This window comes from Marivivens niveibacter (genome assembly GCF_002150005.2).
GTDB classification, from domain to species: domain Bacteria; phylum Pseudomonadota; class Alphaproteobacteria; order Rhodobacterales; family Rhodobacteraceae; genus Marivivens; species Marivivens niveibacter.
This window is the reverse complement of record NZ_MSPP01000003.1, coordinates 210,213-233,907: the sequence shown is the minus strand read 5'-3', so window position 1 is coordinate 233,907 and position 23,695 is coordinate 210,213. Positions and strand designations below refer to the sequence as shown.

At 55.6% G+C, this 23,695-nt stretch carries 26 protein-coding genes; 16 read left to right on the top strand and 10 right to left on the bottom strand.

What is annotated here, in order from left to right; translation table 11 throughout:
* Positions 1–2 precede the first annotated feature (2 nt).
* From BVC71_RS09840 to BVC71_RS09820, 5 genes are read right to left on the bottom strand one after another with little or no spacing between them, the layout of a single operon-like run.
* Complete coding sequence (locus tag BVC71_RS09840) at positions 3–1,055, bottom strand: HesA/MoeB/ThiF family protein (protein WP_086451496.1); 1,053 nt, start codon at positions 1,053–1,055, stop codon at positions 3–5.
* The gene (gene dut / locus BVC71_RS09835) at positions 1,052–1,516 is read right to left on the bottom strand and encodes a dUTP diphosphatase (protein WP_086451495.1); all 465 of its coding nucleotides are present in this window, start codon (positions 1,514–1,516) and stop codon (positions 1,052–1,054) included. The genes BVC71_RS09840 and dut overlap by 4 nt, the downstream gene beginning before the upstream one ends.
* 12 nt (positions 1,517–1,528) lie before the next feature.
* Positions 1,529–2,731, bottom strand: a complete 1,203-nt coding sequence (gene coaBC, locus BVC71_RS09830) for a bifunctional phosphopantothenoylcysteine decarboxylase/phosphopantothenate--cysteine ligase CoaBC (RefSeq protein WP_086451494.1) — start codon at positions 2,729–2,731, stop codon at positions 1,529–1,531.
* 55 nt (positions 2,732–2,786) lie between these two features.
* A complete protein-coding gene (locus BVC71_RS09825) occupies positions 2,787–3,536 on the bottom strand; it encodes a ChaN family lipoprotein (protein WP_086451493.1) in 750 nt (249 codons plus the stop codon).
* Complete coding sequence (locus BVC71_RS09820; protein ID WP_086451492.1) at positions 3,533–4,411, bottom strand: RNA polymerase factor sigma-32; 879 nt, start codon at positions 4,409–4,411, stop codon at positions 3,533–3,535. The genes BVC71_RS09825 and BVC71_RS09820 overlap by 4 nt, the downstream gene beginning before the upstream one ends.
* Before the next feature lie 80 nt (positions 4,412–4,491).
* Here BVC71_RS09820 and cobU point away from each other — a divergent pair, with 80 nt between their 5' ends.
* Genes cobU through BVC71_RS09800 form a run of 4 tightly spaced genes read left to right on the top strand, consistent with a single transcriptional unit; the run spans position 4,492 to position 7,872 of the window.
* Positions 4,492–5,025, top strand: a complete 534-nt coding sequence (cobU, locus tag BVC71_RS09815) for a bifunctional adenosylcobinamide kinase/adenosylcobinamide-phosphate guanylyltransferase (protein WP_086451491.1) — start codon at positions 4,492–4,494, stop codon at positions 5,023–5,025.
* The gene (locus BVC71_RS09810) at positions 5,022–5,573 is read left to right on the top strand and encodes a histidine phosphatase family protein (RefSeq protein WP_086451490.1); all 552 of its coding nucleotides are present in this window, start codon (positions 5,022–5,024) and stop codon (positions 5,571–5,573) included. Before cobU ends, BVC71_RS09810 begins: the two co-directional genes overlap by 4 nt.
* A gap of 58 nt (positions 5,574–5,631) precedes the next feature.
* A complete protein-coding gene (locus BVC71_RS09805; protein WP_086451489.1) occupies positions 5,632–6,312 on the top strand; it encodes a glutathione S-transferase in 681 nt (226 codons plus the stop codon).
* 48 nt (positions 6,313–6,360) lie between these two features.
* Positions 6,361–7,872 (top strand): YifB family Mg chelatase-like AAA ATPase, encoded by a 1,512-nt coding sequence (locus BVC71_RS09800; protein ID WP_086451488.1) that lies wholly within the window; start codon positions 6,361–6,363, stop codon positions 7,870–7,872.
* Here BVC71_RS09800 and BVC71_RS09795 read toward each other — a convergent pair.
* The 4 genes from BVC71_RS09795 to rsmI all read right to left on the bottom strand — a co-directional run bounded on the left by BVC71_RS09795 (position 7,845) and on the right by rsmI (position 10,984).
* Positions 7,845–8,750, bottom strand: coding sequence for an alpha/beta hydrolase (locus BVC71_RS09795; protein ID WP_086451487.1), 906 nt, complete (start codon positions 8,748–8,750; stop codon positions 7,845–7,847). The genes BVC71_RS09800 and BVC71_RS09795 overlap by 28 nt on opposite strands.
* Complete coding sequence (gshB, locus tag BVC71_RS09790) at positions 8,750–9,691, bottom strand: glutathione synthase (RefSeq protein WP_086451486.1); 942 nt, start codon at positions 9,689–9,691, stop codon at positions 8,750–8,752. The genes BVC71_RS09795 and gshB overlap by 1 nt, the downstream gene beginning before the upstream one ends.
* A 61-nt stretch (positions 9,692–9,752) precedes the next feature.
* A complete protein-coding gene (locus BVC71_RS09785; RefSeq protein ID WP_086451485.1) occupies positions 9,753–10,124 on the bottom strand; it encodes a YraN family protein in 372 nt (123 codons plus the stop codon).
* Positions 10,121–10,984, bottom strand: a complete 864-nt coding sequence (rsmI, locus tag BVC71_RS09780; protein WP_086451484.1) for a 16S rRNA (cytidine(1402)-2'-O)-methyltransferase — start codon at positions 10,982–10,984, stop codon at positions 10,121–10,123. Before rsmI ends, BVC71_RS09785 begins: the two co-directional genes overlap by 4 nt.
* A gap of 98 nt (positions 10,985–11,082) precedes the next feature.
* Here rsmI and BVC71_RS09775 point away from each other — a divergent pair, with 98 nt between their 5' ends.
* From BVC71_RS09775 to murJ, 3 genes are all read left to right on the top strand, one after another.
* Positions 11,083–12,261: a penicillin-binding protein activator gene (locus tag BVC71_RS09775; protein WP_086451483.1), complete on the top strand. Its 1,179-nt coding sequence runs from the start codon at positions 11,083–11,085 to the stop codon at positions 12,259–12,261.
* Positions 12,221–15,043: a [protein-PII] uridylyltransferase gene (locus tag BVC71_RS09770; protein ID WP_420845603.1), complete on the top strand. Its 2,823-nt coding sequence runs from the start codon at positions 12,221–12,223 to the stop codon at positions 15,041–15,043. The genes BVC71_RS09775 and BVC71_RS09770 overlap by 41 nt, the downstream gene beginning before the upstream one ends.
* Positions 15,044–15,168: 125 nt before the next feature.
* On the top strand, positions 15,169–16,710 hold the full coding sequence (gene murJ, locus BVC71_RS09765; protein WP_086451481.1) for a murein biosynthesis integral membrane protein MurJ: 1,542 nt from the start codon (positions 15,169–15,171) through the stop codon (positions 16,708–16,710).
* On the opposite strand, the gene BVC71_RS09760 is transcribed toward murJ, so the two are convergent.
* Positions 16,707–17,426 (bottom strand): rhomboid family intramembrane serine protease, encoded by a 720-nt coding sequence (locus BVC71_RS09760; RefSeq protein WP_086451480.1) that lies wholly within the window; start codon positions 17,424–17,426, stop codon positions 16,707–16,709. The two genes, murJ and BVC71_RS09760, sit on opposite strands and share 4 nt — an antisense overlap.
* Before the next feature lie 93 nt (positions 17,427–17,519).
* On the opposite strand from BVC71_RS09760, the gene trpS reads away from it, so the two are divergent.
* The 9 genes from trpS (at position 17,520) to BVC71_RS09715 (ending at position 23,648) form a co-directional block, all read left to right on the top strand.
* Positions 17,520–18,545: a tryptophan--tRNA ligase gene (gene trpS, locus BVC71_RS09755; RefSeq protein ID WP_086451479.1), complete on the top strand. Its 1,026-nt coding sequence runs from the start codon at positions 17,520–17,522 to the stop codon at positions 18,543–18,545.
* 253 nt (positions 18,546–18,798) lie between these two features.
* On the top strand, positions 18,799–19,254 hold the full coding sequence (locus tag BVC71_RS09750) for a universal stress protein (protein WP_086451478.1): 456 nt from the start codon (positions 18,799–18,801) through the stop codon (positions 19,252–19,254).
* Positions 19,255–19,663: 409 nt separating this feature from the next.
* On the top strand, positions 19,664–20,005 hold the full coding sequence (locus tag BVC71_RS09745; RefSeq protein WP_086451477.1) for a hypothetical protein: 342 nt from the start codon (positions 19,664–19,666) through the stop codon (positions 20,003–20,005).
* A gap of 45 nt (positions 20,006–20,050) precedes the next feature.
* Positions 20,051–20,398 carry a hypothetical protein gene (locus BVC71_RS09740; RefSeq protein WP_086451476.1) on the top strand — a complete coding sequence of 116 codons (348 nt, stop codon included), beginning with the start codon at positions 20,051–20,053 and terminating at the stop codon, positions 20,396–20,398.
* A gap of 41 nt (positions 20,399–20,439) precedes the next feature.
* Positions 20,440–20,781, top strand: coding sequence for a hypothetical protein (locus BVC71_RS09735; protein WP_086451475.1), 342 nt, complete (start codon positions 20,440–20,442; stop codon positions 20,779–20,781).
* 155 nt (positions 20,782–20,936) lie between these two features.
* On the top strand, positions 20,937–21,497 hold the full coding sequence (locus BVC71_RS09730) for a NifU family protein (RefSeq protein WP_086451474.1): 561 nt from the start codon (positions 20,937–20,939) through the stop codon (positions 21,495–21,497).
* A 10-nt stretch (positions 21,498–21,507) separates the two neighbouring features.
* Entirely contained in the window at positions 21,508–22,086 is a 579-nt protein-coding gene (gene tsaB, locus BVC71_RS09725) for a tRNA (adenosine(37)-N6)-threonylcarbamoyltransferase complex dimerization subunit type 1 TsaB (RefSeq protein ID WP_240516829.1), read from the top strand.
* The gene (gene rimI / locus BVC71_RS09720) at positions 22,083–22,490 is read left to right on the top strand and encodes a ribosomal protein S18-alanine N-acetyltransferase (protein WP_086451472.1); all 408 of its coding nucleotides are present in this window, start codon (positions 22,083–22,085) and stop codon (positions 22,488–22,490) included. The genes tsaB and rimI overlap by 4 nt, the downstream gene beginning before the upstream one ends.
* A gap of 162 nt (positions 22,491–22,652) precedes the next feature.
* Positions 22,653–23,648, top strand: a complete 996-nt coding sequence (locus tag BVC71_RS09715; RefSeq protein WP_086451471.1) for a BMP family lipoprotein — start codon at positions 22,653–22,655, stop codon at positions 23,646–23,648.
* Positions 23,649–23,695 lie beyond the last annotated feature (47 nt).

Sequence of the window (23,695 nt, the reverse complement as noted above, 5' to 3'; positions counted from 1 at the left end):
ACCTACTGGGGTCGGCTTTTGCATATGGGGCAATCGTCACGCGGTTTGGTTTTCATAATCCGCGTGTCGGCATATAGCGCATCATACATCATCAACCTGCCCCGCAGCGGATCACCCGCGCCGGTGATGTATTTCACAGCCTCTGCCGCCATCATGGACCCGACGACGCCCGGCAACGGGCCCAAAACTCCAGCTTCGGCGCAGGATGGGACCAATTCGGGCGCTGGGGCCTGCGGGAACACGCATTGATAACAAGGGCCACCGCGGGCTGGATCATATAGCGAAATCTGGCCTTCCCACTGGGTCATGGCAGCGGCGATCAGGGGTTTGCCCAGCTTTACCGCGATTTTATTGACCAGATAACGGGTCGGGAAATTGTCGGACCCGTCAAGGATCAGATCATAATCCGCGAACAGGGTTTCGGCGTCTTCGGCAGTTAGGCGACGGTGATAGGGGCGCACCTCGATCCACGGGTTCAGGGCGCGCATGGTTTTCGCGGCTGAATGCACCTTTGGCATGCCTATGTTTTGGTCGGCGTGAATGGTTTGGCGTTGCAGGTTGGAATTATCCACCTCGTCATCATCAACGATCCCGATGGTCCCAACACCCGCAGCGGCCAGATATTGCAGCGCGGGCGATCCCAGACCCCCTGCCCCAATCACCAGAACCCGCGCGTTCTTCAGTTTCTTTTGCCCTGGCCCGCCAATTTCCCGCAGCATCATGTGACGCGCATAACGATCTAATTCGGCATCTGTGAAACTGCCCGTTGGCAAGGCGGGCGCGTCAGCGGCATCGCGGGCTGCGATCCGCGTTTTCAGCGCCCGCAGGCCGAAACGATACGCCCAGACGAGCCCTGCAAAGCCGATAACGAGCGCCCATAGACGCGGCTCTCCGCCTGTGGCTTGTCGTAGTGGGTTGCCCGCAGGCAAAACGATGTTGGCCAGCAAAACGGCCACCATCAAAATCCCGATCATGACCCAACGGGCGCGGCGCGGCGCGCCCATAGCGGCGCCAACACCCCACATCACCCCTGCCATGATCAGGACAATAATCATGCGCGGCCCGTCGATCCGAAACCGCCCTGACCGCGTGCTGTGTCGGACAATTCTTTGCCGGCAACCACGAAACGGCCCTGCACCACGGGTGCCACGACGAATTGCGCGATGCGATCACCGTGGGCGATGTGAAAATCCTGATCGCCTGCGTTCATGATGATGACACCAACAGGGCCGCGATAATCGCTATCGATCGTGCCGGGAGTGTTCGGCAGTGTGATGCCGTGTTTAAGGGCAAGGCCTGAGCGAGGGCGCACTTGAACTTCGTATCCTTCGGGGATTTCCATGCGGAACCCCGTCGGGATCAGGCTGCGGCCACCTGCGGGGATCGTCACGCCATCACGCGCATCCGCTGGAAAATTCGCGCGCACATCTGCACCCGCCGCGCCCAACGTTTCATAGCTTGGCAGCGCAACGGATTGATCGGCGTCATCCAACCATTCGATTTGAATATCAGGCACAGAGTGGTTCCTTTAGTCTTTGTCTAAAATAGCGCTGGCGATGCGTTCGGCCAATTTTTGGGCAACGGCATCTTTGGTCATGCGGGGCCATTCATCTGCGCCGCCTTCGAAAATGATTGTCACCGCGTTTTCTGCGCCGCCCATGATCCCCGTTTCAGGGGAAACATCATTGGCAACGATCCAATCGCATCCCTTGCGTGCGCGTTTGGCGGTCGCATGGGCGATGACATCGTCGGTTTCCGCGGCAAAGCCGACAACCAGCGGCGGACGACCAACGGTCATTTGGCTGACGGCGGCCAAAATGTCGGGGTTTTCAGCGAATTCCAGAACGGGCAGCGCCCCGTTTTGTTTTTTAATTTTCGACATCGAGGCCGTGGACACGCGCCAATCCGCCACGGCGGCGGCGAAAACGGCGGCGTCTACGGGCAGGTTCGCCTCGACCGCGTGTTTCATCTGTTGGGCGGTTTCAACGGCGACGACCTGCACGCCAACGGGCGGCGGCACATCTGCGGGGCCTGTGACGAACACGACCTCTGCCCCTAGTTCGACCAGAGCTTTGGCAACGGCGGTGCCTTGGGCGCCCGACGACCGGTTCGCGATATAACGCACGGGGTCGATCGGTTCGTGGGTCGGACCAGAGGTAACCAACACGCGTTTACCGCGCAGCGGGCCATCGGACAGCACGACACGGATCGAAGCGATGATGTCGGGCACTTCGGCCAACCGACCGGGGCCGAATTCACCGCAGGCCATATTGCCCTCGTCTGGGCCGACAATCATGATGCCATCGCCTTGCAAAGTTTTCAGGTTTCGCTGTGTCGCGGGGTGTTCCCACATGCGTACATTCATCGACGGCGCGATCAAAACGGGCGTATCGGTGGCCATGAGCAGCGTTGACGCCAGATCATTCGCCTGACCGTTCGCAATTTTCGCCATCAGGTCGGCGGTCGCAGGGGCAACGACGACCAGATCAGCGGAACGGGATAGTTCGATGTGGCCCATTTCAGCCTCATCCGTCAGATCAAACAAATCCTGATAGACCTTTTCCGCAGCCAGGGCCGACACGGACAAAGGCGTTACGAATTCAGCGCCAGCCTTGGTCAAAACGGGCGTAACTGCTGCGCCTTGTTCGCGCAAGCGTCGGATCAAATCAAGCGATTTGAACGCAGCGATGCCGCCGCCGATAATCAGCAGGATGCGTTTGTTTGCCAGCATGGGGGCTCTCCGAAAAATGTGGGATGACCCTAACCATGCTGGATGAAAAGAACAATCAGTTGAAAGCGTCGCAGGGATCAGGGCGATCAAACGCGCCCGTGACGATGGTCACGTCATATAATCCGCTGTCGTCTGCGTTTTCCAAAATGCCATAGGACACAACATCGACCTCAGGCGCTGCCGATGCAATAATCGCAGGGATAGCGCGGTCGTTTCGGGCGTGACCGTTGCCTGTAATTACAGCCACAGGTCCGCTAGTTTCGCGCAGAGCGCTCAATGCCACACGGGCGAAATGAGCATCGCGCAGGCGCTGCGCCTCAACTATGCCGCCTAAAACATCGCGGGGCATGGCCGAACAGTGGGATAGGAAAATCTCTTCTTCGAACGCGGCCTGCTTTTCAGCATCCAAGGGGGCCAGACCGAAATCGCCTGCGTCGGGGCCGAAAACAGCTGCCGCACCTTGGCCTGCTGCTGACATCACGACCTCGCGTGGCAAAGACGCGCCGTAGACACGCGCGCCATTCAGCTGTTCGAAAATGGGTTGGTAGATTGAGTAGTCAGGCCAGCCACTGTCGGCCCAACCGACGGCATTGCCAACTTCCGCAGGATCAACATCGCGGTTTATGATGTCGGCCTGATCTGGCGATAGCATTTCAAACACGACAGCAGTGGGTTGGATTTCCGCAACCAGATTTGCCTGTTCGATATGGTGCGCAGGATTGTCGTGGATTTCACCTAAAACCCAAACATCCTGCGCGGCGACCGGCGCGGCCCAAAGGCTGACAAAAAGAATCAACTTCCTCATGCGAGGAAGTTGAACACCTCTTTTGACTGCGCTTCAAGGCTCTTGCGCATTTTGCCAAATGCTGCTGCCTCTACCTGACGAACGCGTTCTTTGGACAAGCCCAGCTCATCGCCCAGACTTTCCAGCGTACGAGGATCTTCGCGCAGCTTGCGTTCGCGGACGATGAATTGTTCACGTTCGTTCAGCTCGGACAGTGCAAGGTTCATCCAAACACGTAGCTGTTCTTGATCGTGTTCGTGTTCGACCAGATGTTCAGCCTGTTCGCTTTCGTCTTCGATGGTATCGATCCAGCTGCGTCCTTCGTCTTCGGTCGATTGGGTCGCATCCAGCGAAAAATCGGAACCGGACAGACGACCATCCATCATTTCAACGTCATGCACGGGCACCTTCAACTCTGCTGCAATCGACGCATATAGCTCAGCGCGTTCCAGCGTGATGCCATCTTTGGATGCTTCACGCTCTAGACGCGCCTGGATGCGGCGCATATTGAAGAACAGTGATTTTTGGCTACTGGTCGAACCGGTACGAACCATCGACCAGTTGCGCATTACGAAATCTTGGATGCTCGCCTTGATCCACCAAACGGCATAGGTCGAAAAACGAACGCCACGGTCGGGATCAAATTTTTCGGCGGCTTTCATCAGGCCCAGCGACGCTTCTTGAATCAGGTCGTTCATCGGCGCGCCATAGCGGCGGAACTTGCTGGCCATGGAAATTGCTAGACGCATGTAAGCGGTCGTCAAACGGTGGAGGGCCTCGGTGTCCTGATGGTCGCGCCACGCAAATGCAAGTTGCGCTTCGGTCTCTGCGTCCAACAGTTCCGCCTTCATGGCGCGGCGGGAAATGTTAAAGTCCGTCGTGTTGTCCAGTGCCATGGTCACCTCCTGGGGTGTTGTTGTGTTAATTGTTTGGTTAACTCACAGTGCTACGAAAAAGTTCCAAAGGTGGATCACCGATGTCTGCACAACTAAGGTTGCAAAAACTCACACTCGTCCTAGGTGGTGCCGCGTCCGGCAAATCCAAATATGCCGAGTCGATCATACGACAATCAGGAAAAAACCCTGTATATTTAGCGACTTCTCAGCCATTCGATGACGAAATGCAGGCAAAGGTGATCGCGCACCGACAGCAGCGCGGGGACGGTTGGGATACCATCGAAGAGCCGATAAATATTCCCAAATTTCTCGACTCTGTGAACGGAACTCAGGCCATTTTGATTGATTGCGCGACGCTGTGGTTAGGAAATTTGATGCATTATGACCACGATACCGACGCCGCATTCGATGATTTAGTCGCGGCCTGTCGCCGCTGCGCCGCGCCCGTAGTGATCGTATCAAATGAATTAGGCATGGGATTGGTGCCAGAAACGTCCATGGGTCGAAAATTTCGAAACCTTCATGGCAAAATGAACCAACAGATCGCCGCCGCAGCCGATACTGTATTGTTCGTGGCGGCAGGACTGCCAATGACGCTCAAGGGGGCAGAATGACCCGTCTTTGGCTGGTGCGGCACGGCCCGACCCACGCGAAAAACATGGTAGGCTGGACAGACCTGCCTGCTGATTTGTCGGACACAGCCGCGATTGACCGTCTATCTTGCTATTTGCCGCACGCACCTGTCGTATCATCCGACCTGTCCCGCGCCGTTTCGACCGCAGACGCAATCCAAGGCAATCGACCACGTCTACCCCATCATGCAGGTCTCCGGGAAATCCATTTTGGCGATTGGGAAATGGCGACGTTTTCCGACGATCCGCATATGAGGGCCTTTTGGGAAACCCCTGGCGATATTGCCGCCCCTAACGGCGAAAGCTGGAACGATGTGCGGTCCCGTGCAGATAATGCGATCGACGAACATCTTGCGCTGGGGCATCCCGACCTGATCGTCGTGGCGCATTTCGGGATGATCCTGACTCAGGTGCAAAGGGCGCTGGGGTGCACTGCCTATGAAACATTTGGGCATCGGATAGAAAACCTATCAGTGACCACGATCGACACCGCCAATTGGCACGCCACAGCGATCAATCACAAACCTTAATGGGGTGCTTCACATTTCTTGTTTAGCGCGATTCAAAATTCCGCGCTAACGTGTCCCCATGAGTTACGATTTATATATTGGCGATCGCCTATTTAGCAGCTGGTCCCTTCGCGGCTGGCTTATGTTTGAAAAATTCGACATCCCCTACACTGAACATATGTTGGGGCTGTATGCGGGCACATTGAAAACCGATATGGCGGACCTTGCCCCCGCCAAAACCGTTCCTGCCATGAAAACACCCGCGGGCTACGTTTTGTCCGACAGCATTTCGATGGCGGAAACATTGGCCGAAGAAAACCCCAGCAAAGGTTTGTGGCCGACAGACGCGGGCGCACGGGCGCTGGCACGCAATCTGGTTGCTGAGATGCACTCTAGCTTTGGTGCGCTGCGCGGTTGCGACATGCAATTGTCCCACGTTTGGGACGGGTTCGAACCCAGCGAAGCCGTGCTAACGGATCTGGCCCGCATCGAATTCCTGTGGGGCATGGCGCGCGACAAATATGGTGCGAACGGCCCGTGGTTGTTCGGTGAGTATTCGCTGGCCGACGTGTTTTACGCGCCCGTCGCGATGCGGATCACAGGGTACGGGTTGCCCGTATCAGACATGGCGCAGGCCTATGTGAACGCGCATCTGGCCGATCCCGCATTCCTAAAATGGCGAGAAATGGCGTTGCAGGAAACACACGACCCGTTCCCATACGAAAAAAATCTACCGCGCAAACCGTGGCCTGTTAACTAATCATCAACACCTGCCCCGTTAACCAAACCTTAGGTTAACGGGGGTCCCATGGTCGCAACGACCTATACAGTCGCATTCGAAGGGCTAGAGGCCCGTCTGGTCGAAGTGCAATGCGCAGAGGTGCAGGGCCTACCCGGTTTCGCGATAGTCGGTTTGCCGAACAAGGCAGTGACCGAAGCACGTGAACGCGTCCGCGCCGTGTTCGAGGCATTGGGCATCGCCCTACCGTCGTCTAAAATCACCGTGAACCTGTCCCCTGCGGATATGCCGAAAGACGGATCCCACTTCGATTTGCCCATTGCTTTGGCCTTACTGGCTGAATTGGGCGTCGTTCCCAAAGACAAAGCCAAAGAAACAGTATCAATGGGCGAACTCGCGCTGGATGGTGGCCTCATCCCAGTCATCGGCGCCTTGCCTGCTGCGTTGACGGCTGCGGAAAATTCGATGTCGATGGTTTGCCCCGTCACCTCTGCCCCAGAGGCGGCATGGGTCGACGCAACGCCTGTTTATGGTGCGAAATCTGCGCTGGCGGTCATACGTCATCTGACTGGGAAATCACCAATCGATCCGGCCACACCTGGAGAGGTGACACCGTCAGGTGCCCACAAATGCATGCGCGACGTGAAAGGCCAAGAACGCGCCAAACGGGCGCTAGAAATCGCGGCGGCGGGGCGTCATCACCTGTTTTTGCAAGGCCCACAAGGTTCGGGAAAATCAATGCTCGCGTCTCGCCTAATCGGGATTTTGCCGCAAATGGACGCGGGCGAGGCATTGGAAACATCGATGATCCATTCCCTATCGGGGTTGATCAAAGATGGCGGTATCAGCCGCGACCGTCCGTTCCGCGAACCGCACCATACTGCCTCTATGGCCGCAATTGTCGGCGGTGGCCGCGGCGCGAAACCTGGTGAAATCAGTTTGGCCCATAATGGCGTGCTGTTCATGGATGAATTCCCCGAATTCCCACGCACCGTTCTGGAGACTTTGCGCCAGCCAATTGAAACGAGCGAAGTATTTGTTTCGCGGGCCAATGCCCATGTCCGCTATCCTTGTCGATTTATGTTGGTGGCCGCCGCGAACCCCTGCAAATGTGGGTTCATGTCGGATAACACGCGCGCTTGTTCGCGCGCTCCAGTATGCGGGTCGGATTATCTGGGGCGTATCTCGGGACCATTGATGGACCGTTTCGATTTACGGATCGAGGTGCCCCCCGTATCCTTTACCGATCTGGATTTGCCTGCAGATGGTGAAACCAGCACAACAATCGCGGAACGCGTCCGAGCGGCCCGTGACATCCAAAAGGCACGGTTTATAGACGTCGATGATATGCGCACAAATTCGGACGCAGAGGGCGCTGTTTTGGAACAAATTGCCGAACCTGATAGCGACGGACGTGCATTGCTGACACGCGTCGCCGACAAATTTGGACTGACGGCACGAGGCTATCACCGCGTTTTACGCGTGGCCCGTACCATCGCCGATTTGGACGGATCAGACGCGGTGCGCCACCCCCATATTGCAGAAGCGGTCGGTTATCGCCTGACGCTCAGCACATCTTGAACAAATGTCGCCGTATCGCGCAATGCGGCGCGGGCTTCGGGCACCCATAGTTCGCCCAAATGCCAGACGTGCGGCGCTTTATCCCACGTTTGAACATCAACCTGCCCACCAGCTTTTCGCAAAACCTCGGCCATGCGGTAGGTATCGTCAGACAGAACTTCGGGGCTTCCAACTTGCATAAACACTGGTGGCGGGGATGTGTATGTCGCGAACAAAGGCGACACGCGCGGATCCGTTGCGGGCGTGTCTGTGTAATAGGCCTGCGCGGCTTCGGTCATTCGGTCGGCTGGCAAAACAGGATCGGCATTTCCAACCTCGGTCACCGACGGGCCGGACATTGTCAGATCTGTCCAAGGCGAAAACGCAAACAAACCAGCTGGACGTTCGCCACGTGCCGACAACGTCGCCATTAAAGACAACGCAAGCCCACCGCCCGCACTGTCGCCGCCAATAACAATCTGATCTGCACGATATCCGCGCGCGATCAAGTCATCCCATGCTGCAACCGCATCGTCGAAAGCCGCAGGAAAGGGTTCGTCGCGCGATAAACGATAATCTTGCGCAAAAACAGGCACGCCCGCGTACCCAGACAATCGTGCGAGCATTGCTGAATGCGTTTTTCCAGAACCCGTAAAATACCCGCCGCCATGGAAAAACAAGATAATCCCATCGCCGTCCGCACCGCGCCCACGAATAAAATGCGCCGGACGCCCGCCTAACGGGCGATCCAGACGGTAACTATATGGCGGCAACATAACGAATGCGGCAGCCAATCGATCCATTCGCTTTGCAGCGCGGATCGGTTTGTGCGTGTATTTGAAAACGGGGCGCACTAACAACCGCGCCCCGAAAGTGTACAAACGCAGTCGAAACGACATCAGGCTTTGCGCGCTTCGATCGCTTCCCAAATTTTCTCGGCAACGTTGGTGCCGTCAAACCGTTCGAGTTCTTGAATACCCGTGGGCGAGGTCACGTTGATTTCCGTCAGATAGTCGCCGATGACGTCGATTCCGACGAAAATTTGGCCTTTTTCACGGAGTAGTGGACCAATGGCGGCACAGATTTCACGATCACGGTCTGTTAGTTCGACTTTCTCGGCACGGCCACCAACGTGCATGTTCGAACGGGTTTCGCCCTTTTGCGGCACGCGATTAATCGCGCCGACAGGTTCGCCGTCGACCAGAATGACCCGTTTGTCACCGGCCGATACTGCAGGCAGGAATTTCTGCACGATCAGCGGCTCGTTATTAATTCCGGTGAACATTTCGTGCAGCGACGCAAGGTTGCCATCGCTTGCGTTCAATTTGAACACGCCTGCACCGCCGTTGCCGTACAAAGGCTTTAGAATGATATCGCCGTGACGTTCGCGGAATTCGCGCAAGGTTTGTAGATCGCGCGCGATCGCAGTGGGCGGGGTCAATTCTGGAAAATCGAGAACAAGCAGTTTTTCGGGGTAGTTGCGAACCCAGAACGGGTCATTCACGACCAGAGTGTCTGGGTGAATGCGGTCCAGAATGTGGGTCGTGGTGATGTAACCCATATCGAACGGCGGGTCCTGACGCAGCCAGACCACATCAAAATCGGCGAGATCGACCTCTTGTTCTTCGCCCAGAATTGCGTGGTCCCCTTTGACCCGCTGAACGGTCAAGGGCCAACCGCGTGCGGTGACGCGACCCTCTTGGTAGACCAATTTGTCGGGCGTGTAATAGAACAGAGTGTGCCCGCGTTTCTGCGCCTCTTCGGCGATACGGAATGTGCTGTCGGCGTCGATATTGATCGGACCGATCGGGTCCATCTGAATTGCAACTTTAAGAGACATATTGCGGCCTTTGTATAACTGTTGGCTTATACATGGCCCAGCGCGGCCTGCGCTTCAATGCCTACCACATGCCCATGGGTGCGTTTTCAATCACCTTGACCGCGCCGATGCCATCTACCAACGCGACATCGATCCGCATCGGGACGCGTTTCCCATCCATGAATTCCGTCGCGCTGGTCATGATACGTGCCATCTGCGACCGCGCGATCCGCGTGGCGGCGGATGCGTGGGATTTGCTTTTCTTCACCTCGACGAAAACCGTGCGATCCCCATGGCGAAAGATCAGGTCAATTTCACCACCATGTTTACCGCGCCAACGTTGCGCGATCAGCGTGGCCCCCAACGACACGTAATGCCGTTCAACGATCCCTTCGGCAGCCAAACCTGCCTGATAATTTCTGTGCCCGCGATGATGCAGCGCGGATGCGGTCATTCCCCTGCTTTCTGCAAGTCGAGCGCAATTTGATAGACCTGCCGTTTCGGTAGGCCCAGCGCGCCCGCGACCGCTGTTGCTGCGTCTTTGACGCGCATGGTTTCCATCGCTTTTTTCAATGCAGTTTCCACATCCATTTCATCAACTTCGGCGGCACCTGCACGGCCCACCAAAACAACCAATTCGCCTTTGACCGTACGGTCGGCATATTCGGCAACCAGATCACGCAACGGTCCGCGAGAGACCTCTTCAAACTTCTTAGTCAGCTCTCGGCAAACAGCGGCCTCTCGGTCGCCCCCTAGAACGTCGGCCAAATCAACTAACATTTCCTTAATGCGTTTGGGGGATTCATAGAAAACCAGCGTCGCTGGGATGTCGCGTAGGGATGCAATGTCGGTTTGCCGCTGCGATTTTGTGGCGGGCAGGAAACCGACAAACATGAATTTATCTGTGGGCAAACCGCCGACCGTCAGCGCGGTCAAAACGGCCGAAGCTCCGGGGGCCGCTGTTACATTTGCGCCGGCTGCAATCACAGCGCGGCCCAATTCGAAACCGGGGTCCGCAACCATTGGTGTGCCTGCTTCGGACACGCAGGCGACGGATTTGCCTTCGCTGATCAGTTTCACTATGCCCGCAACCTGCGCTTCGGTCGAATGGTCGTGATAAGCGATCATCTGTCGGCCGTTCAGCGGGATGCCGTGAATATCCATCAATTTGCGGGCGGTTCGGGTGTCCTCGGCGACAATCAAATCGCAGCTGGCCAGAATATCCAGCGCGCGCAATGTGATATCCCGCGCTGTCCCGATCGGGGTCGCCACCAGATACAGACCGGCTTCAAGGGGAATAATGCGATGATTCATAACTGGACCCTTTGGTTGTGCAGTCTATTATCTGAGAAAGATTTGACCTGCTGGGTCTGCCGCAATTGCGCCGCCCCACGCAAGAGGAGTTATGACCGATGTTTTCGACAGTGCGCGCCGCGCGACTACGCATTGCGCGTTTTTTTGCATTAATTTCAGTAATTTGGGTCGCCGCATGTGAACCAATTCCTGTCACCAATTCCAATACTTCATCGGTTAATCCAAACGACCCTGTGACTGTCGCGCTACTTGTGCCGGGCGGATCTGGTGTCGAATCGGATAGTTTCCTTGCGTCGAATCTAGAAAACGCAGCGCGCTTGGCTATTTCGGACCTTAACGGCGTTCAAATCAATCTGCGCGTCTATAACACCGCGGCAAGCCCTGCCCAAGCTGCAGCCGTTGCGACCCAAGCGGTCAACGATGGTGCGCAAATCATTCTTGGCCCGCTTTATGCCGAAGCTGCAAACGCTGCTGGCGTTGCGGTTGCGAACCGCGGTGTGAACGTTCTGGCGTTTTCCAACAACACCTCGATTGCGGGTAACAATGTCTTTGTTCTGGGCGCGACCTTTCAAAACACTGCGAACCGCCTTGTCAGCTATGCCCAAACCCAAGGCATCAACTCTCATATGATTGTCCATGGCGACGATCTTCAGGGGGCCGTTGGCCGTGACGCGATTTCATCCGCCGTGCGTTCGAATGGCGCGACAGTTGCAGGGATCGCATCCTACCCGATGTCACAGCAGGGTATCATTTCCGCAGCCAGCGGAATCGCAAGCCAAGTGCGTTCTTCTGGCGCTCAGTCCGTTTTCCTGACCGCAGGCATCAACGCCGACCTGCCGATCATCGCAACCGCATTGCCTGAACAGGGCATCAACCCGAACACCACGAAAATGCTGGGTCTGACCCGCTGGGACGTGGCACCGCAAGCTTTGGCATTGCCTGGCCTTCAGGGCGGCGTCTTCGCTCTGCCTGACACGCAGATGATCAGCTTGTTCGAATCCCGTTACGCCGCTGCCTATGGCCAAGCGCCACATCCGTTGGCTGGTTTGGCCTTTGATGGCATAGCCGCGATCGGCGCCCTATTGGCGGACGGCAACCCCGAAGCGCTATCTTTTGGCGGTTTGACCCAAGCTCAAGGGTTCCAAGGAACCCAAGGTGTCTTCCGTTTGTTGCCAGATGGTACTAATCAACGGGCGCTAGCTATTGCCCAAATTCAAAACAATCAGGTGGTTATCATTGAACCAGCCCCAAGAAGCTTTGCGGGACTCGGCTTCTGAGCCGACACTCCTAACACAAGCCCCCGAAGAAACGGCGGCGGACGGACTGATTTGTCCGGCCGCCGAAATTTTTGACGCCAACGCGATCCGTGCAGAATTGGATGCGCAGTTAGAGGACGTGACCGATGCGATGCAAATTCGCAAAATAACGGTCGAAATCCTGAACGCGGCCCGTAAAAACGGGATGGAGCGTATCGCCGCTGCTTTTGCAGAACGGCCATTCGATGCGCGCCCTGTGACACGGTCCTATACACGATTGACGGATTGGATCGTCAAAACTGTTTTGCATGTCGCCGAAACACGTCTGCATAAACTGAACAATCCGACCGCAGCTGAACGTCTGACGATTGTCGCTGTGGGCGGCTATGGCCGCGGGGAAATGGCACCGTTTTCAGATGTCGACCTGCTGTTTTTGACCCCTTACAAAATCACGCCTTGGGCCGAAAGCCTGATCGAATCCATGCTCTATATGATGTGGGATTTGCGGCTAAAGGTCGGTCACGCCAGCCGCACGATCAAGGATTGCCTGAAACTCGCGCGCGAAGATTACACCATCCGCACGTCGCTTGTAGAATATCGTTACCTAGCGGGCGACGAAGAATTGGCTGGCGAGCTGGCTGACAAGCTGTGGAACGAACTTTTCAGCACCACCGCCACCGATTTCATCGAGGCCAAATTGGCCGAACGCGCCGAACGCCACCGCAAACAAGGCGGCCAGCGTTACGTCGTTGAACCGAACGTAAAAGAGGGCAAAGGCGGTCTGCGCGATATGCAGTCGCTGTATTGGATCGCGAAATACATCAACCACGTTGCCACCGCATCCGAACTGGTGGACCGCGGTGTTTTCACCCCCGACGAATACGTCACATTCCATCAGGCCGAAGAATTCCTGTGGGCCGTTCGCTGTCATCTGCACCTGATCACTGGCCGCGCGATGGATCAGCTGACCTTTGATCTACAGGTAGAGGTCGCAGACCGCATGGGGTATAACGATACAAACGGTCGTCGCGGCGTGGAAATCTTCATGCAGGACTATTTCCGCCACGCAACCCGCGTTGGCGAATTGACCCGCATTTTCCTAACCTCGCTAGAGGCGGAACACACCAAACCTGAACCCATGCTGACCCGTTTGTTGACCCGCAAACGCAAAGCGCGTCCGCCCTATGCCATCGAACAAAACCGCATCACAGTTGGCGATGAAAAAGCGTTCTTTTCTGATCCGTTAAACATGCTGCGTATCTTCGAAGAAGGTATGCGGACGGGTACTTTGCTGCATCCCAATGCGATGCGCCTTTTGGCCGCCAATCTAGATCTTATCGACGATTCCATGCGCGCGGACAAAGAGGCCAACCGCATTTTCCTGGATCTGCTGCTGAAACACGGCAACCCAGAACGTGCGCTGCGCCGCATGAATGAATTGGGCGTGCTGTCGGCCTTTGTGCCTGAATTTGCGCCCATCGTCGCGATGATGCAGTTCAATATGTATCACCACTACACCGTGGACGAACATACGATCCAATGTATCTCGCACCTTGCGCAGATCGAACGGGGTGAACTGGTCGAAGAACTGCCCGTTGCCTCTGGCATTCTAAAACGCGGAATCAATCGCAAAGTTATGTATGTCGCGCTGCTGTTGCACGACATCGGCAAAGGCCGACCCGAGGATCATTCGATCCTTGGCGCACAGATCGCGCGCAAAGTTTGCCCGCGTCTGGGGCTTTCGAAAAAAGACTGTGAAACGGTTGAATGGCTGGTCCGCTATCACCTGTTGATGTCCGACGTTGCGCAAAAACGCGACCTGTCAGACCCGCGCACTGTGCGCGATTTCGCAAAGGCCGTGAAATCGGTCGAACGTCTGGATCTGCTGACCGTTCTAACGGTCTGCGATATTCGCGGCGTTGGTCCAGGTACTTGGAACAACTGGAAGGCCATGTTGCTACGCGATCTGCATCAGCAAACCAAATCCGTTTTGGAAAACGGGATGGAAGAGCTGAACCGCAACAGCCGTGAAACCGAAGCAAAACGCCAACTGCGCGAAGCGCTCTCCGATTGGGACGCCAAAGAACTGCGTGCCGAAATCGGTCGTCATTACGGCCCTTATTGGCAGGGTCTTCCCGCCTCTGCTCAGGTCGTGTTTGCGAACCAGCTGCGCGATATCACCGACAGCGAAATCCGTATCGATCTGGAACTGGATCACGACCGCGATGCCACCCGCGCCTGTTTCGCAATGGCCGACCACCCCGGTTTGTTCAGCCGCATGGCTGGGGCGCTGGCCTTGGTCGGGGCGAACGTCGTGGATGCACGCACCTATACGTCCAAAGACGGCTATGCGACCGCGATTTTCTGGATTCAGGATGCGGACGGGCACCCCTATGAACAGGCCCGCCTGCCACGCCTGCGCAATATGATCGAACGCACGCTAAAGGGCGAAGTCATCGCCCGTGAGGCGTTGAAGGACAAAGATAAGATCAAAAAGCGCGAAAAAGCGTTCCGCGTTCAGACCCACGTCACCTTTGATAACGAAGGATCGGACATCTACACCATTATCGAGGTCGACACCCGCGACCGCGCTGGTTTGCTGCACGATCTGACGCGCACTTTGGCCGCGAACAACGTCTATATCGCATCCGCCGTGATCGCGACCTACGGCGAACAGGTGGTCGATGTGTTCTACGTCAAAGACATGTTTGGCCTGAAATTCCATCAGGATCATCGACGTGAGGCATTGGAACGCAAACTACGCGAGGCGATTTCACAAGGCGCCGAACGGGCGAATAAATAAACGTATCGCGTGCCGTTCCGCTGTTGTCGGATCGGCACGCGAAAGCCGAATTGCAAAACGCACCATAGCGCCGCCGCGGTGCAACGGCTAATACTGCCGCAAAATAAGTTTTCAAGGGCAGTGAAATGAAACCCATTCGTCTTATTTCGGGCTTTTTGACCGTGGGTTTGTGGACCCTACTGTCCCGTGTTCTGGGGTTTGTGCGCGATGTGATGATCGCCGCCTATTTGGGCACAGGCCCCGTGGCCGAAGCGTTCCTAATCGCCTTTTCCCTGCCCAACATGTTCCGCCGTTTTTTCGCCGAAGGCGCATTCAACATGGCCTTTGTGCCAATGTTTTCGAAAAAATTCGAAGGCGGCGACGATGCCGAAGGGTTTGCCAATGATGCGTTCACAGGCCTTGCAACAATTCTGATCGTTTTCACCGTGGCAGCGATGCTGTTCATGCCGTGGCTGGTTCTGGCGATGGCATCAGGATTTGCCGAAGATGATCGTTTTTCGCTGGCGGTTTTGTACGGCCGCATCGCCTTTCCTTATATCTTATTCATCTCTCTGGCTGCGCTGCTGTCGGGTGTTTTAAATTCGGTCGGCCGCTTTGCGGCGGCTGCGGCTGCGCCTGTTTTGCTAAACATCTTGTTCGTAGCCGCGATGATTGTTGGCAATCTGGCTGGTTGGTCGATGGGCCTGACGCTGGCATGGACGGTGCCGTTTGCAGGCATTGCGCAAATGTTGCTGGTTTGGTTCGCTGCAAAACGCGCAGGATTCACGCTGCGCCCGCGCCGCCCCAAATTCACGCCCGAGCTGAAGCGGCTTGCGATCATTGCGGCCCCTGCGGCTTTGGCTGGTGGCGTATTGCAAGTGAACCTGCTCGTGGGTCGTCAGGTGGCCAGTTTCTATGACGGTGCTGTTGCGTGGCTATCCTATGCGGACCGTTTGTATCAATTGCCGCTGGGCGTTGTGGGCATCGCAATCGGTGTGGTGTTGCTGCCCGATCTATCCCGCCGCCTGCGTGCAGGGGATACCGCAGGCGGGCGCGATGCGTTTAACCGCGCGTGCGAAATGTCGCTGGCCCTCACCATCCCCGCAGCAATCGCGTTGATGGTGATCCCCGTTCCGTTGGTTCAGGTTCTGTTTGAACGCGGCGCATTTGGCACCGATGACACCATGAACACCGCTGTGGCCGTAGCGATCTATGGTTTGGGCCTGCCTGCGTTCGTCATGCAAAAGGCATTGCAACCCCTATTTTTCGCACGCGAAGACACCCGCCGACCATTCTACATCGCGCTTTTGTCTTTGGTCGTGAACGCAGTCATCGCCATCGGACTGATGCCCGTGATCGGATTCATGGCGGCAGCGGTCGGTACAACATTGTCGGCTTGGGCGACCGTTGGTTTCCTGTGGTGGCAATCGCGCAGCTTGGGCGAAGCAGCCCGTTTCGACGCAAGGTTCACGAACCGCCTATGGCGTATCGTGTTGGCGTCGGGTTTCATGGCTGCTGTTCTATGGGGCGCTTGGGTCGTGTTGCTGCCGTTCTTGGGCCTACCAATTTGGCGTTATTTCGCATTGGCCCTGCTGATCGCGATTGGCATGATCAGCTACGGCATCGCAGGGCAGTTGATAGGCGCGTTCCGTTTGGCGGAATTTAAACGCGCCTTTAAACGCGGTTAACGTTGGCGCAGGCGCGCAACGAAGGCGCGCCAGCTGCCTGGCCCAACAATGGGTGACAACGCCAGACCTGTAGCAAAACCCGCCAAATCGCCAACGCCCATGAAAAATACAAACGGCGTTGGATCACCGCCCATACCAAGCATGGCAAAGATTTTCATCATCAGTCCCCATAGGATCTGAACCAAAACCAGCATCCCGATCATGGCAAAGGCACGCCACGGGTTCCCGCCCGTTTCGCCTAAACGCATCCACAACATATATGTGAACGCGCCGACCAGACCGTAGACAGGGGGATAGGCCCCGTACAAAGGCCAGTTTTGCGGCGCAATCAGACCAAACACAAACGCAGCCACAGCACCTGGAATGACAAAGATCACAAATAGCGACGCCCAGTGCCAGCGATCGCCGATGAATTTCCCTAACGCCAAAACCAGTGCCAGTGCGAAAAACGCGTGGGTCAGGCCGTCGTGGATGAACGGATAGGTGAAATAGCGCCACAGATACTGTGCAGGCAGAAAACCGCGATTGATGATTTCATCCTGAACCGCAGGGAAAAAGGCGAAATCAGAAATCATGTCGTTGCGCCAACCGATCCCCATCTGGCCACCGATGATCCCAGCGCCCGCGGCTTGCATCAGGATCTCCACGCCCGCAATAAACAGCGCAATCGCCGCTGCGCCGTTTGGAATGTCGTTTAAAATGCTTTCGCGTTCCATATTCCCTGCCCCTTTTGCCGCACTGCATTGACGGCCCTTTGCGTCGTGGGTAGTCCTTTGCGGACCGTAAATCCAGACCCAGAAGGTTTTCAGATGACCGAACAAAACTTCACGCCGCGCGTGTTCTCAGGCATCAAACCCTCGGGCGGGCTAACTATGGGCAACTATCTGGGCGCGATTAAGCGTTTCGTAGATATGCAAGGTGGCCAGTTCGAGACGATCTATTGTGTGGTTGACCTCCACGCGATTACCGTCTGGCAGGATCCAGCCGAGCTGAAAAACGCAACTCGCGAAGTTGCAGCCGGCTATCTGGCGTCGGGCATCGATCCCGAACAGTCGATCCTGTTTAATCAGGCCCAAGTGGCAGAACACGCCGAACTGGGCTGGATTTTCAACTGTGTCGCCCGCGTTGGTTGGATGAACCGCATGACACAGTTCAAGGATAAAGCAGGCCAAGGCAAAGCCGCCGAAAAGGCGTCCTTGGGTCTATATGCTTATCCTTCGCTAATGGCGGCGGACATTTTGTTGTATCACGCGACCCACGTCCCAGTGGGCGAAGACCAGAAACAGCACGTCGAACTAACCCGCGACATCGCCAAAAAATTCAATCACGATTTCAAAACCGATTTCTTCCCTGAAACGGTTCCTGTGATCGAAGGCCCTGCTATGCGCGTTATGAACCTGCGTGACGGGTCGAAAAAGATGTCGAAATCGGGTGAATCCGATATGGAGCGCATCAACATGACCGATGACGCCGACACCATCGCGAAGAAATTCAAGAAAGCGAAATCCGACGCGGACGCGCTGCCAGAAACCGTCGAAGGTTTGGCAGACCGCCCAGAGGCCCGCAATCTGGTGAACATTTATGCAGCACTGAACGATCAGACCAACGAACAGGTGCTAGCGGAATTCGGCGGCGAAGGTTGGGGTAAATTCAAACCTGCGCTGGCCGATCTTGCTGTGACCAAACTGGCGCCGATTTCCACTGAAATGAAACGTCTGATGGATGATCCAGCGGAAATTGATCGTATTCTGTCACGTGGTGCTGATCGCGCCCGAGAGATTGCCCAACCGATCCTAAAACAGACATATGATATTGTTGGGCTTCTTCGCAGCTAACTTATCGCACTCAACTGTCGCAGGAATGACAGCGTGAATTCACACGCGTCACAATGTTGATTCAGACTCGGCCCATCCTGAGTCTACGTTTTGGTTAGGCCGTCCACCCTAATCAAAACAAATAGTCAGCCCGTCCCAGCTGACATACAATTTGCGCGCTTGGGTTTCCCCGCCCGAGCGCGCTTTCTTTTCTACAGTCTGGCGTTGCCTTGGGCTGTGGCTTCGGTCAATATTCCAGAAAAACGGAGCCACCATGCGTAAGTTTCTGGTCGTGCTGGACGACAGCCGCGAATGCCTGAACGCGATGCGATTTGCTGCAATGCGCGCGAACCATACTGGGGGCGGCGTCGCAATCGTATCAATCATCCCACCCGAAGAATTCAACCATTGGATCGGCATCGGTGAAATCATGCGCGAAGAGGCCCGTGAACGGATCATCGCCCATTTCGAAGTTTTCGCAAAATGGATGCGCGACCGCCAAGGCGTCGATCCCGAATTGATCATCCGCGAAGGCCAACCCGTCACTGAAATTTTGACGCTTATAGAAGAAGACCCAGAAATCGGTGTTTTGGTGCTGGGCGCTGGCACAGACAAAAAGGGGCCAGGCCCGCTGGTCAGCCAAATGACCCGCCAATCGGGGTCTTTGCCGATCCCAATCACCATCGTTCCGGGCGATCTAAGTAAAGAAAAGCTAGAGGCGATCACCTAGATACCGAATAAATAGATTGAATGGCCGTCCAGTTGGGCGGCCTTTTTGCGTTTTAAACCCGCAAAATTCACGTTCTTGATCACAGCCGCGTGAAAATTTCAGAAAAATTTTTTGTTCCGAAAAAAATTCTCAACTTTTTTCGAAGGCCGTTACAGTTTTTCACTGTGCGAAATGGACAGGGTTAGTCCCCACAAATGCGCGGAACCGACCGTTTCTTCGCGTCCACGCACAGACGTCTGCGCGCCACCTCACGGAACCCGCATGAACGTGACTGGATGTGTTTCCGTCGTTAAAAGTCGCTCATTTTTTCGTGATATTTCAAACCCTTTCCGACCAACGGAATGGGCCACAAGTAACGTTTCACAAACGCCGAACACGAAATGGCGCCAACCAAATTACGGAGACTAACATGTTTAACTTTAATAAAACCGCTGTCCTTGCTGCTTTTGCTACTATTGCCACTGCTGGTGCTGCCGCTGCATCCTCGGACGCTTACTTTGGCGTACAGAACACCGTAGATGCGGGTGACGAAATCACCATTGAATACGTGAACGCACCAGCCGCAGGCGAAGTACAGATTTACGGTTACAACGCTGATGGCGCTGGCCAGCTACTGGGCAACGAAGAAGTGTTTGCCGGTGGTAACATCAACACTGACATCGAACTGGACCTGAACACCTACAACAAGGTGCTGGCCGTTCTGACCGTTGATGGCGCTGATCTGGCATCCGAAGTGCTGTACGTCAAATAACCCAAGCTGAACTGATCAAATAACACGAATTTACGGAGACTTATTATGTTTAACCTGACTAAAACTATCGCAACTACCCTGATCGCAACTGCTGGCTTTGCTGGTGCAGCATCGGCCGCTTCGGACGCTTACTTTGGTGTACAGAACACCGTAGCAGACAGCAGCGAAATCACGATTGAATATGTGAATTCGCCAGCTGCAGGCGAACTGCAAATCTTTGGCTATGACGCCGAAGGCGCCGGCCAGCTGCTGGGTACTGAAGAAGTATTCGCAGGCGGTAACATCAATACCGATATCGATCTGGACCTGAATACCTATAACAAGGTGCTGGCTGTCCTGACCGTTGACGGTGAAGCTGTAGCCCAAGAAGTCCTGTACGTCGATCAAATGTAACAATCGGTGAATCTAACCAAGTAGTAATAAGGAGATTGAAAATGTTTAATCTGACCAAAACTATCGCTCTTGCCGTTGTGACAACTGTTGGTGCAGCGGGATACGCTTCGGCCGCAACTGATGCCTATTTCGGTGTACAAAACACAGTCGATAGCGGCGACGAAATCACACTAGAGTACATCCACGCTCCAGCGGATGGCACCGTAGAAATCTTTGCCTACACCGGCGACACCGTCGGCGAACTGCTGGGTACAGGTTCTGTAGACGCAGGTGGTAACATCAACAAAACCATCGATGTTGGCCTAAACACCGCCGACAAAGTGTTGGCCGTACTGACAGTGGATGGCGCGCCGGTCGTGACCGAAACGCTCTACGTTAAATAATACACGATGACCCTCGTGGACTGGGCCGCCCTGAATGGGGCGGCCTTTCTTGTTTCATGTTGTGCTAGACTGGTGTATATTTAGAATTATTCTAAACCTTGACTATTCTAACCCAAGGCACGATATCTGAAACCTGACAGAAAAGGTTGGCTCGCATGTTTATCCAGACCGAATCCACGCCGAACCCGGCGACCCTGAAATTCCTGCCAGGTCAGACAGTCCTGGATGCAGGTACCGCAGATTTCCCAACCGCCGAAGCAGCGGCGCAATCCCCATTGGCATCCCGCATCTTTGCTGTTGGCGGCGTCTCTGGTGTATTCTTTGGATCGGACTTTGTGACCGTGACCAAAGACGACGGGACCGAATGGGACCACATCAAACCTGCGATCCTTGGCGCGATCATGGAACATTTCCAATCCGGCGCCGCCGCGATGGAAGGCGCAGCCGCATCCGGCCACGCTGATAACCACAGCGAAGAAGACGCCGAAATCGTAACCCAGATCAAAGAACTGCTAGACACGCGCGTCCGCCCCGCCGTGGCACAGGACGGCGGCGACATCACGTTCCACGGGTTTGAACGCGGCGTTGTGTACCTGCACATGCAGGGCGCTTGCGCCGGCTGCCCATCGTCCACGCTGACGCTGAAAATGGGCATCGAAAACCTGTTGCGTCATTACATCCCCGAAGTGGTAGAGGTACGTCCCGTTGCCGCCTAAGACTGCAGTATTGGCGATTGACACATCGGCGGCGCATTGCGCCGCCGCTTTGCTATTGGGCGATGGGTCCGTCGCAACATGCGTCGTCGAAATGACAAAAGGCCAAGCCGAACAGCTCATCCCGATCATTCAGTCGCTTTTGTCAGACAACGATCTGACGTTTGACGATCTATCGGCTGTTGGCGTTGGAACAGGCCCCGGCAATTTCACAGGCATCCGAATTGCCGTTTCAGCGGCGCGCGGCATTGCGTTAGGGCGATCCATTCCTGCCATTGGCGTGAACGGGTTTGAAGTGCTGAGTTATCAGCAGCCCCGTCCAATCACCGCGCTAATCAGCGCGCCGCGTAATCAGGCATATATGCAGCATTTCACCGAAACGGGCGAAGATGCCCCGACGATGATAGATACCTCGACAGTCGTGATTGACGGTCCTGTAACGCCTGAACAGACTGTCGACGAAAAGGTCATGATCATTGCACGAATTGCCAAAGCAAAGATCGGCACAGATCACGGCAGGCCTGTGCCGCTCTACGTCCGTGCAGCTGATGCAGCACCGCCGCGCGACCCAGCTCCGAAAATTCTGACATGAACGGGGTTTACGCCAGCATCCATTCTGAATGCTTCACCGTTCCCCGCCCGTGGTCCGAAGCCGAATTTATAAGCCTGAATTCCGATCCGGCTGTTTTCACGATAGGCGACGCCAACGGCCTGGTGATGGGACGTATTATCGTGGACGAAGCCGAGTTGCTGACAATCGCCGTCCGACCCAGTTCACGTCGAACAGGGCAAGGCCGCGCGTTACTTTTGGCCTTTGCTGAAACCGCCCGATCGCGCGGCGCATCAACGGCATTTCTAGAAGTCGCCGCCGACAACGCCCCTGCAATTTCGTTGTACAAATCAGCGGGTTTTATCGAATCGGGACGACGGAAAAATTATTACAAGCACCCCAACGGGCAGACGATTGACGCGCTGGTCATGCAAATCCATCTATAAGTTGATGAAAAATTGATCGCATGATCAAAAAGCCCGCGATTTACGCAAGAATACGGTTGACCCTTCCATCGTAACCCGCCCTAATTTGGACAGACACAAGAAGATGTCAGCCCTTGCCAGCCACGTGGGCGCAGGGGCCAATTCCAGTTGGGAGAATCACGAATGACCCTCTTCACCAAATTCTTTGGCGCGACCGCTGCTTTGGCACTAACTGCAGGTGCTGCTGCTGCCGATCCTGCAATCATTTTCGATCTTGGCGGCAAGTTCGACAAATCCTTTAACGAAGCAGCATTCACCGGCGCAACCAAATGGGCCGAAGAAACCGGCGGCACCTTCGCCGAATTCGAAATCAGCTCGGACGCGCAGCGCGAACAGGCGATCCGCCGTTTCGCCGAAGAGGGCTACAACCCGATCGTTATGGCTGGTTTTTCGTGGGGCACCCCACTGGCAACCGTTGCCGAAGAATATCCTGACCTGAAATTCTCGATCATCGATATGGTTGTTGATGCGCCAAACGTTCAGTCGGTCGTATTCAACGAACACGAAGGGTCGTATCTGGTCGGTATGCTGGCAGCGATGGCATCCGAAGACGGCACCGTTGGTTTCATCGGCGGCATGGACATCCCGCTGATCCGCAAATTCGCTTGTGGTTACGCGCAGGGCGCACTGGCGGTGAACCCAGACGCAACCGTTCTGGCAAACATGACCGGCACCACCCCTGCCGCATGGAACGACCCAGTGAAAGGTTCGGAACTGACCCTAGCCCAGATCTCCCAAGGCGCTGACGTGATCTACGCGGCTGCTGGCGGTACGGGCGTTGGCGTTCTGCAAACCGCAGCGGACCAAGGCGTTTATTCGATCGGCGTCGATTCCAACCAGAACTACATGCACCCAGGTTCGGTTCTGACCTCGATGCTGAAGCGCGTTGACACGGCAGTTTATGACGCATTCACCGCTGGCACCGAGCTGGAAGCTGGCTTCAACGTGATGGGTCTGGACAACGGCGGTGTTGGTTACGCGCTGGACGAATTCAACGCTGAACTGATCACCGCAGACATGCAGGCTGCTGTTGACGCAGCATCGGCAGCAATCGCAGCGGGCGAAATCAGCGTTCACGACTACATGTCGGACGAAACCTGCCCAGTTCTGGAATTCTAATCCATTAGATCAATGCAATTAGGCCGCGCCGCCACAATCGGCGCGGC

Coding starts and splice junctions, on each gene's coding strand:
- trpS (WP_086451479.1), top strand. CDS start 17,520: ATGACCGAACAAAACTTCACGCCGCGCGTGTTCTCAGGCATCAAACCC.
- BVC71_RS09730 (WP_086451474.1), top strand. CDS start 20,937: ATGTTTATCCAGACCGAATCCACGCCGAACCCGGCGACCCTGAAATTC.
- murJ (WP_086451481.1), top strand. CDS start 15,169: ATGAAACCCATTCGTCTTATTTCGGGCTTTTTGACCGTGGGTTTGTGG.
- BVC71_RS09820 (WP_086451492.1), bottom strand. CDS start 4,411: ATGGCACTGGACAACACGACGGACTTTAACATTTCCCGCCGCGCCATG.
- BVC71_RS09740 (WP_086451476.1), top strand. CDS start 20,051: ATGTTTAACCTGACTAAAACTATCGCAACTACCCTGATCGCAACTGCT.
- coaBC (WP_086451494.1), bottom strand. CDS start 2,731: ATGCTGGCAAACAAACGCATCCTGCTGATTATCGGCGGCGGCATCGCT.
- BVC71_RS09825 (WP_086451493.1), bottom strand. CDS start 3,536: ATGAGGAAGTTGATTCTTTTTGTCAGCCTTTGGGCCGCGCCGGTCGCC.
- BVC71_RS09745 (WP_086451477.1), top strand. CDS start 19,664: ATGTTTAACTTTAATAAAACCGCTGTCCTTGCTGCTTTTGCTACTATT.
- BVC71_RS09785 (WP_086451485.1), bottom strand. CDS start 10,124: ATGACCGCATCCGCGCTGCATCATCGCGGGCACAGAAATTATCAGGCA.
- BVC71_RS09810 (WP_086451490.1), top strand. CDS start 5,022: ATGACCCGTCTTTGGCTGGTGCGGCACGGCCCGACCCACGCGAAAAAC.
- BVC71_RS09775 (WP_086451483.1), top strand. CDS start 11,083: ATGTTTTCGACAGTGCGCGCCGCGCGACTACGCATTGCGCGTTTTTTT.
- rsmI (WP_086451484.1), bottom strand. CDS start 10,984: ATGAATCATCGCATTATTCCCCTTGAAGCCGGTCTGTATCTGGTGGCG.
- BVC71_RS09760 (WP_086451480.1), bottom strand. CDS start 17,426: ATGGAACGCGAAAGCATTTTAAACGACATTCCAAACGGCGCAGCGGCG.
- BVC71_RS09840 (WP_086451496.1), bottom strand. CDS start 1,055: ATGATTATTGTCCTGATCATGGCAGGGGTGATGTGGGGTGTTGGCGCC.
- rimI (WP_086451472.1), top strand. CDS start 22,083: ATGAACGGGGTTTACGCCAGCATCCATTCTGAATGCTTCACCGTTCCC.
- BVC71_RS09750 (WP_086451478.1), top strand. CDS start 18,799: ATGCGTAAGTTTCTGGTCGTGCTGGACGACAGCCGCGAATGCCTGAAC.
- BVC71_RS09735 (WP_086451475.1), top strand. CDS start 20,440: ATGTTTAATCTGACCAAAACTATCGCTCTTGCCGTTGTGACAACTGTT.
- BVC71_RS09715 (WP_086451471.1), top strand. CDS start 22,653: ATGACCCTCTTCACCAAATTCTTTGGCGCGACCGCTGCTTTGGCACTA.
- gshB (WP_086451486.1), bottom strand. CDS start 9,691: ATGTCTCTTAAAGTTGCAATTCAGATGGACCCGATCGGTCCGATCAAT.
- cobU (WP_086451491.1), top strand. CDS start 4,492: ATGTCTGCACAACTAAGGTTGCAAAAACTCACACTCGTCCTAGGTGGT.
- BVC71_RS09795 (WP_086451487.1), bottom strand. CDS start 8,750: ATGTCGTTTCGACTGCGTTTGTACACTTTCGGGGCGCGGTTGTTAGTG.
- BVC71_RS09800 (WP_086451488.1), top strand. CDS start 6,361: ATGGTCGCAACGACCTATACAGTCGCATTCGAAGGGCTAGAGGCCCGT.
- BVC71_RS09805 (WP_086451489.1), top strand. CDS start 5,632: ATGAGTTACGATTTATATATTGGCGATCGCCTATTTAGCAGCTGGTCC.